The organism is Streptococcus anginosus subsp. whileyi MAS624 (assembly GCF_000478925.1).
Classification (GTDB): domain Bacteria; phylum Bacillota; class Bacilli; order Lactobacillales; family Streptococcaceae; genus Streptococcus; species Streptococcus whileyi.
This window is the reverse complement of the sequence record NZ_AP013072.1, coordinates 2,102,513-2,110,000: the sequence shown is the minus strand read 5'-3', so window position 1 is coordinate 2,110,000 and position 7,488 is coordinate 2,102,513. Positions and strand designations below refer to the sequence as shown.

Annotated in this window: 5 protein-coding genes, 3 tRNA genes and 1 pseudogene; 3 read left to right on the top strand and 6 right to left on the bottom strand. The window is 38.6% G+C overall.

What is annotated here, in order from left to right; all coding sequences use genetic code 11:
- Nucleotides 1-15: 15 nt before the first annotated feature.
- The 3 genes from ANG_RS10515 (at nucleotide 16) to ANG_RS10505 (ending at nucleotide 266) form a co-directional block, all read left to right on the top strand.
- Nucleotides 16-88: transfer RNA gene (locus tag ANG_RS10515), tRNA-His, on the top strand.
- A 13-nt stretch (nucleotides 89-101) separates the two neighbouring features.
- Nucleotides 102-173: transfer RNA gene (locus tag ANG_RS10510), tRNA-Gln, on the top strand.
- Nucleotides 174-182: 9 nt separating this feature from the next.
- A tRNA-Leu gene (locus ANG_RS10505) sits at nucleotides 183-266 on the top strand.
- A gap of 80 nt (nucleotides 267-346) precedes the next feature.
- Here the strand turns inward: ANG_RS10505 and ANG_RS10500 are convergent.
- The 6 genes and pseudogenes from ANG_RS10500 to ANG_RS10475 form a co-directional block, all read right to left on the bottom strand.
- Nucleotides 347-1,501 (bottom strand): tyrosine-type recombinase/integrase, encoded by a 1,155-nt coding sequence (locus ANG_RS10500; protein ID WP_003034621.1) that lies wholly within the window; start codon nucleotides 1,499-1,501, stop codon nucleotides 347-349.
- 12 nt (nucleotides 1,502-1,513) lie between these two features.
- A complete protein-coding gene (locus ANG_RS10495; protein WP_003034604.1) occupies nucleotides 1,514-1,699 on the bottom strand; it encodes a DUF3173 domain-containing protein in 186 nt (61 codons plus the stop codon).
- Nucleotides 1,700-1,722: 23 nt separating this feature from the next.
- Complete coding sequence (locus tag ANG_RS10490; protein WP_003034618.1) at nucleotides 1,723-2,778, bottom strand: phage tail tip lysozyme; 1,056 nt, start codon at nucleotides 2,776-2,778, stop codon at nucleotides 1,723-1,725.
- Nucleotides 2,779-2,786: 8 nt separating this feature from the next.
- Entirely contained in the window at nucleotides 2,787-3,014 is a 228-nt protein-coding gene (locus ANG_RS10485) for a hypothetical protein (protein ID WP_003034616.1), read from the bottom strand.
- Nucleotides 3,011-4,946: pseudogene (locus ANG_RS10480) on the bottom strand (conjugal transfer protein). The gene ANG_RS10485 and the pseudogene ANG_RS10480 overlap by 4 nt, the downstream one beginning before the upstream one ends.
- A 12-nt stretch (nucleotides 4,947-4,958) precedes the next feature.
- A complete protein-coding gene (locus tag ANG_RS10475) occupies nucleotides 4,959-7,478 on the bottom strand; it encodes an ATP-binding protein (protein ID WP_020999430.1) in 2,520 nt (839 codons plus the stop codon).
- Between the last annotated feature and the right edge of the window lie 10 nt (nucleotides 7,479-7,488).

The following is a 7,488-nucleotide window of genomic DNA, read 5'->3' as shown; positions in this document are numbered from 1 at the left end:
TTTATTGTGAATATGGCGGGTGTGGTGAAGTGGTTAACACACCAGATTGTGGCTCTGGCATACGTGGGTTCGATCCCCATCACTCGCCTATTTTATATTATTGGGGTATAGCCAAGCGGTAAGGCAAGGGACTTTGACTCCCTCATGCGTTGGTTCGAATCCAGCTACCCCAGTTTAACTTTGCCGGCGTGGCGGAATTGGCAGACGCGCTGGACTCAAAATCCAGTGTCCGCAAGGACGTGCCGGTTCGACCCCGGCCGCCGGTATTGCTTAAGTTTAGTAAAAGCCTTGTGTATCAAGGTTTTTTTGATATTTTTGATTTTCTATCCCAAAATCTCTCCCAAATTTATATTCTATTCATAATTTGTTCAACCTCTTTAAACTCTTTATCAATCTTTTCAGTAAGTGTATGACCATAAACTTGTATCAACATTTGGATATCTTTATGACCTAAAATTTTTGCCACAACTCCCATATCTACATGATTATGAAGTAAATATGAGCCATAAGTGTGTCTAAGTCCTTTAGTAGTTATTATTGGTTCTATATCAAGCTCTTTTAGTATCTTTTTCAAAGCTTTATTTACAGTAGCTACTGAAGGAATACCATGTTCTAGACCATAGTGGAAGAAGAGAAATTTCTCTTTGTTTTTTATTTGTAGTAATGAGTTTCTTCTTTCTCGTTCTTTTATCATGTTAGACAGAACAGTAACTGTTTTATCATCTATTGGTACATATCTTTTGGAGGAATCGTTTTTGGCATTTGTCCATTTCCATGTTGATGTATTATAGCGTTTATGAGTATGTAAGTAGAACTCTTCAAAATTTGTGTCACTATCCAGCAACCCAACAATTTCTCCGTATCTCATACCTGTTTTTGCTATTGAGTAAAGAATATAGTTTACAATGGATTCTTCATATTTTAGATTAGCTTCTAAATATTTTATTAGTTTATGATAGTCATCAACACTATGTATGTACTTGTCTTCTGGTTTTTGTCCATCCTTTCCAGCGAATAATTCTACATTACTTGTAAAATCATCAATTACAATTTTATCTGATTGTGCTAATTTGATGGTTTTTCTGATTACTGAGTTTATTCTACTAAGATAGTCATAACCAACTGTTTCTCCATAAACATTCATAATCCTTTGATATTGGCTTGATTTAATATCAATAATAGGTTTATTACCAAAAAGACGTTTTAAGGTTTCACCATAAATTTGGTAGTTTCTCTTTGTTTCTTGAGATAATGTTTTCTTTGGTCGAATTTTTAAATCATACCATGTTTGAAACCAATCATAAAGGGAAGTATGTCTATCAAGTGTATATCCTTGTCTTAATTTCTGTTGAATTTCTAAAGCCGTATTCTCTGCTTCTCGTTTAGTATTAAATCCTGATTGATATGAAACAGTCTTACCTTCATTATCTCTAATTTCAAAAAAAAAGAGACCTGATTTTTGGTCTTTTCTAACTCGCGGATTGAATTGGGGAATATACATAAAATCTCCTTCTTAAAACTTTACATGCAAAATTTCTTCCACAGTACTAATAGGAACAGCTCCTAAACGTTTATTGCTGTAAAATTTAAAACCTTGATTTACAAGTAACATTTTAGCTTCATGAATCACTTTTCTTGCTGTTCCCTCTTTTAAACCTTGCTTAATAAGGTCGTTTTTTGTAATAAGTTGTTTTTCCATTTTTCCTTTTCCTTTTCTATTTTTTACTTCCCAATCACATAAGTAAATTGGCTCGCTGTTGCTTTATCAAATGTGCGGTAAGAAATAACTCCAAGTCCTTTGGCGTTTGCTTCTGAAATGAGAATAGACCCGTCTGATTTGACCTGCTCTACAAATGCAATATGCCCGTAAGTTGGATCTGCGCCAGCTTGTCCAGGAGAGAAGCTAAGAGCGCTATGTTCAGTTGGTGTATGTGTGGTTTGGTAGCCTGCTTTCTGCTTCCAATCCCCACCATTGCCCATATAAGGGTCAAAATGAACGCCCACCTCTTTGGCTCGGTTATAGACAAACCATGTACATTGTCCCCAAGGATAAGTCGCAGAAGTATAGTCAGAAGTGTTGATTGCCTTTGTAAGGCTATATCCAGCAGGCACTCCATCAGAAGTTACGCCTCCACCGTCTCGTGTTTTGGTATTGGCTGTATTACCTGTTAAAGTATCTTTGAAGAGGTTATACCATTTTCTCGCATTCTTTTTCAGGTCACTAGCTTTTGTTTGACCGTCTGATAAAGCGACCCCTTCATAATGTTCTGACCAATAAAGGGCTGCCTTTTCAGGGTCATTCGCTTTTTGCATTTCTGTTTTGACTTTGCTATAAGAGCCGTTTAGCTCTGTAGATAAGAGGTCTAGTTCAATATCAGAATCTAATTTCTTTTGTTTTGCCTTTGACCAGCGATTGCCATTGATAGTAGAAGACCAGCCCGACCATTGGAAATAACCAGCTACACCGCCACCCGTATTGACGGCTTTAGGGTCAAAGCTACTTTCGCGCTCTGCAACCGCTAAACTTCCAGAAGCTCCTGCGATAGTAAATTGTTCTTGTGAGAGTTCATAATTCAGAATTTTGATGACATCACTTGCTCGTTCTTCTGAAATATTGGCTTTTTGAGCCACCTCTTTAGCCGTTAGTTTCGTTTGTAGTCCTTTGGCTTGTCCATTAGAAGACGCACTACCCGCATAAGCTCCCATGATAATGACGACTAAGAACAAAGGTAAAAACAGAGCACTTAGAACACTAACAATTACTAGTTTTTTCTTCATCTTCCCTCCTAAGTTTTCACATAGACTGTCATCATTACTGTTTCAAATCGCCATTGAGCCGTCAAAATAAGAGGATTTTCTTTGATAGTTGCCAGCAGTTGCTCTTTCTCAGCCTCTTTTACTGAAAATAAAAGGAGAAAGTCAATAGAAGGCTTTCTCCTTTCATAGGCAAGGGCAACCGCATTGTTCACCGTCTGTTCAAAACCTCTTTTAGAATAAATGCGTGTATTCATCATTCCTTTCCTCCTCTCAATCGTGCTAATTCCTCTATTATCTGATGTTTACGGTTAATATTGACTTTTAATTTATCGTCTTTCGGCAAGGTTTTACGATAATTCCTGATAAAGGCATTTGAACCTTGCGCTTGGTATAGTGCTTCATCATCTTTATAAGGTTCTAATTCCTTTTCAAGTTTATTGATGTGATGTTTTTGTCTCCAAGAGAGGCGATTGTGACGGCGTTCTTCAAACTCTTCCTGTTCTCTGCTTTGCTTTGCTTTGTATCTATTAGCGGAGAAGGTTCTGTATCAAAAGGTTGAACGCTTGTGTCTTCTTCCTGAATAGCAGATTCAAAAGTCTCCATTAGCCTATCTGGCTCTTGAAACGGTGTTGTTACCTCGTCGGGAGCGCCTGTTTCTTCAAAGGAAGAAGTAGCGGGTGTTTCCTCCTCGTCATTTTCTGAAGGCGTTGAACTTTCTGTTCTTTCTGAAGTTGGATGTGGATTTGAAAAAAGAGTTTTCATCTGTTTACCAGCATTCATAAATAGTCCCGCTCCAAATCCTGCTCCTGCAAGGAAAAAGTTTCCGGATGTTTGAGCCATTTCAAAGGCGTTAGTGGCTTTTGCCGGCAGCTGCTTCATGCTCTCTTGTCCATTTGTCACGGTTTCTTTGACTTTAGTATCTATCTCATCAAACGTAATCTTGGCTCGTGAACCGAGTAACAACTCAATCAATTCTCCTTTGTATTTCCAAAGTAACCAATAAATCACGCCTTTGGCACAAACAGAGACGATTAGTTTAAAAAGAGCGCTAAAAGTAGACAAGGAAGAAAAATCTCCAATAACCTCTTTAAAGCCACTATTTACTAAACCTTCAATGATTTTTTCAAGGTAAAGTAAAGCTAAGGTTAAAAGGCTAGTAATGGCTGGAAAGGCAAGACCTCCAAACATGACCTTAAAAACTCCAAAGAGAATATCCTGCATTTTGGGAATAAAGGAAACCAAAAGGGCAATAGGGAAAAGAAGAATCATGATAAGGACAAGGGCTTGTGCAAGGACATTGAGCAACTGAATTAAGACAATAGGAATGGCAATGACAATCGCTTCTACCATTTTAAAAAGGATATAGAAGAACTTAACAGGGATATAATCAGGAATAGCTGATACCCAACGGTTTTTCTCTTTATCATCGTTAGCTCCGTCTCCCATTTTTAAGTAATCATTTCTATCGGCGGTAGAAACTGCTTTAAACTTGCCTGATTTATCTAAGCTGCCTAGAACTTTTGAATCCTCAAACAGTTCTTCTTTCCCTGTTTGCCGGTCTTTGTATCTCCCGTTTTCTTGCCCTGTATTGACAAAGAGATAGGCTTTATAAGAGGTTTCTGCGATATAAGAATCAGCGACAGAAGACCCTATTTTTAAAGACTGATTTTTTCCGTAGGAGACAGAGATATTAGAAATACGATGAATCGTGGTACTAGCGACATTGTCTACTGTATTGAGCAAATACAATCCACCAGAAGTTCCAGCAACTGTCCCAAACCAACCAAACCTAAAAAGAGAACCAGAAGGACATGAAGCAATCTTTGAGAGAAATTGCCTTTAGAAATGAGGAACTGATAAAAGAGATAAAAAGCCAAGCAAAGGAGAAGCAAAAAGACTAATGAAGATTGAGCCACACCAGAAGTAGCTCCTGTAAAGCCTCGCCAAATGGATTGAGCACCATTAAAGACATATTGCTTGTAAGTGTCGTAAAGACGGACATTTTCTAAAATCCGAATCATCAAGGAGAAGAAACCAACAATGAGGTTAAGGAGGAAAAAGGGAAAGTTGACAAAGATTTCGTTGAACATCACCCAGATTCCGCTAATATCCAAAAATCCAGTTTGTACTGTATAAGATTTTAAAGAAAAAATATCCATGCCTTTTAATTTTTCAAATGCTTCTTGCACAAGCTCACCTCCTTAAGATGCGTATTTATTTTCAAGATTGGAAGAAACCGTAGCTTTCATTGGTTTTAGAAGTGGGTCAATACTGTCAAAAATGTTATAAATGGAAATCATATTGAGATTGCCGTAAACGTCTCTATAAAGGCATTGCCCTGAAATCATATTTTTAATCCATTCCAGATTTTCTTCATTATCCGTTAGTCCAACGTGTTCTAAAATATCGGGAAGTTCATTGTCTTCTCTAAAGGCAAAGAGTGTCCCAAATCCTGTGGTATCATCATCTCCTTCAGCGTCATGAACGGATTGAGTAATGAGACAGAGGACATTGTTAAAGAAACGTCCAACACGGCGCATGGATTGGATAACAGCTCGTCCTTCTGCCGACTTCATCAGTACCCATGCTTCATCGAAAAATTCAATGGTATCTTCATAACGATTGAGTTCTCCAAAGCGTGTACAGAAAGCTCCTAAAGCAAACATCAGAGTTGTAGAATTGATTTCTTTATCTTCTGGGGTGACATCTTGTTGAGTGTCTTTATCTGGTAAGGATAAGTCCGCTACTTCTAAAACGGTCACCCGTTTATCATAAGACAATCCTTCGACATTACCGTCTGAAAAAGCCAATTCCAAAATGGAATTTTCGACAATGGACGTCAAATAGTCTCCTACTTCAAAGATAGTGCTATCTGGATTATTGGTGAGTTCTTGGAGGACGTGTTTTAACCCAACCGTTTCTCCTGCTTGTCTTTGAGCAACTACTTTGTTAATCGCTCTAGAAATAGCCGTCATTTGTTTCATGGTGACCTTAATTCGCTTGTTGGAGAAGATTAGATAATTGAGCATATTCTTTGAAACCGAAACAGCGTCATCTTTATCCAGCATGACAATGGGGTCAAGAGCCCCATGATTGGATTTCACCTTACTATCTAAGGTGACAAAGTTTATTTGTTTGATATGTTTAGCCAGAAGCGGGAATCGTTTTTCAAAGTCTGGATGGTGGGCAATTGCTTCAAAGTGTTTCCGTATAGAGCGTTTGGGGTCAACATATAAGCATTTCACATCTTGAAGAGAGGTGAGGAGAAAGATAAGTTCTGCCAAAAAGGATTTTCCTTCACCCGTTGCGCCAGTAATCAGGATATGTGGGTTCTTTGTGAGTTTTCCTGCAATCCCTTCTTTATTTCCAACGGTCGCATTAAAGAGTACCATATTTTTAGACGCTTCTTGTGCCTTTTCAATACTTTCCCACCGTCCTGTCCAGTTATCCACTCGTCCGATATGCCAGCCAATATGGTTTCCTGAAGCTGTGTTGGTAAAGGGCATTAACTCCGCAAAGCCTCTTAGAGTGACATAGTGTGTCCACGTTCTGGTCTTGTTTTCAAGTGGTTGACCATAGAGAAGAGACTGGAAGAGATAAGGTGTATCATGACTAGCTTCACTCACTTCTACGTGCATATCCTCAAAGTAACTTAAGACCACTTGACGGCGACGTCGTAGTTGGGACAAGCTAGAAGCAGAAACAATGAGGTAAGCTCCATATTCAATGACTTCTTCTTTCCCACCAACCTTTTTCATCAAGTCTTTGAGAGACATTGCCCCCAGAATGATTTCATCTTGTTGAACGGTATCAGTACTTTCTGCTTCCTTCATAATATTGCGGTAGCGAATATTAGAACGTGCCATTCGCCCTTTTAAAGAGTTCTTTTCGATAAATTCTGCCTTTATCCGTAGTTCTACAGGGAAGTTAAAGCGTTGGATAAATTCTCCCAGATGAAAGCCATTAAAAATAATGGGTGTTTTAGCAATCGGAAGAATGGTGAGAAAAGAAGAACCATAGGGGCTGTCTAATTTCATAAAGCCCCCTGCCATGGGTCTTAAGACCGTATCTGTCACATTAAAGAGTGCCCGATTGGCTGTGACCTCTTGTTTTAGATGAGGAATATAGCGCAAGTACTGCATGCGTTGATAGTAAAAGAGCTCTTCATTGGCCAAGCGTTGTGCCCGAAGAGCAGAAAGGGTTTGATAGACAGTAGCTTCACTAACCAGATAGTCTTGCGCCCAATCTTCAGGAATCTCATATTGAAAGCCCACGCTATTGGCAATCATTTCAGAGACTTCAGAGAAGCGCTCAACCGCCATATCCTGAACGGTGGTGTTTTGGTCATCTTTTAAAAGATTGACACCAATCAGCCAGTTAAACTGATAAGGAATTTCCATTTCTTGTGTCAATTTGTCTGTCGAATACTGCAACAGTTCTTCCCCCAATGCTTGACTATCAGGAGACAAGGCATGAGAAAAGTCTTTCATCTTTTCTTCTAGCAAATAGTCCTTTGGAATCAAGGAGACTTCAAAGGACTTGTTTTTAACCAGTTTTTTAATCAGTTGAGCAGTTGTCAGCTTGTGTTTTTGTTTCTTAGCTTTATCGGTAATGGTGATGGGAGTATTAGGAATACGATAAAAACTCATCACCGTTTTATCTGTTGTTAAAGCGATATTATCCTGTGTTTTAAGAATCGGATAGACCAGTTTTAGAACCATTAGACCTCCT

Bases quoted from the DNA above. Each gene is read 5' to 3' on its own strand.
- ANG_RS10495 (WP_003034604.1), bottom strand. From the start codon at position 1,699: ATGGAAAAACAACTTATTACAAAAAACGACCTTATTAAGCAAGGTTTA.
- ANG_RS10490 (WP_003034618.1), bottom strand. From the start codon at position 2,778: ATGAAGAAAAAACTAGTAATTGTTAGTGTTCTAAGTGCTCTGTTTTTA.
- ANG_RS10485 (WP_003034616.1), bottom strand. From the start codon at position 3,014: ATGATGAATACACGCATTTATTCTAAAAGAGGTTTTGAACAGACGGTG.
- ANG_RS10500 (WP_003034621.1), bottom strand. From the start codon at position 1,501: ATGTATATTCCCCAATTCAATCCGCGAGTTAGAAAAGACCAAAAATCA.
- ANG_RS10475 (WP_020999430.1), bottom strand. From the start codon at position 7,478: ATGGTTCTAAAACTGGTCTATCCGATTCTTAAAACACAGGATAATATC.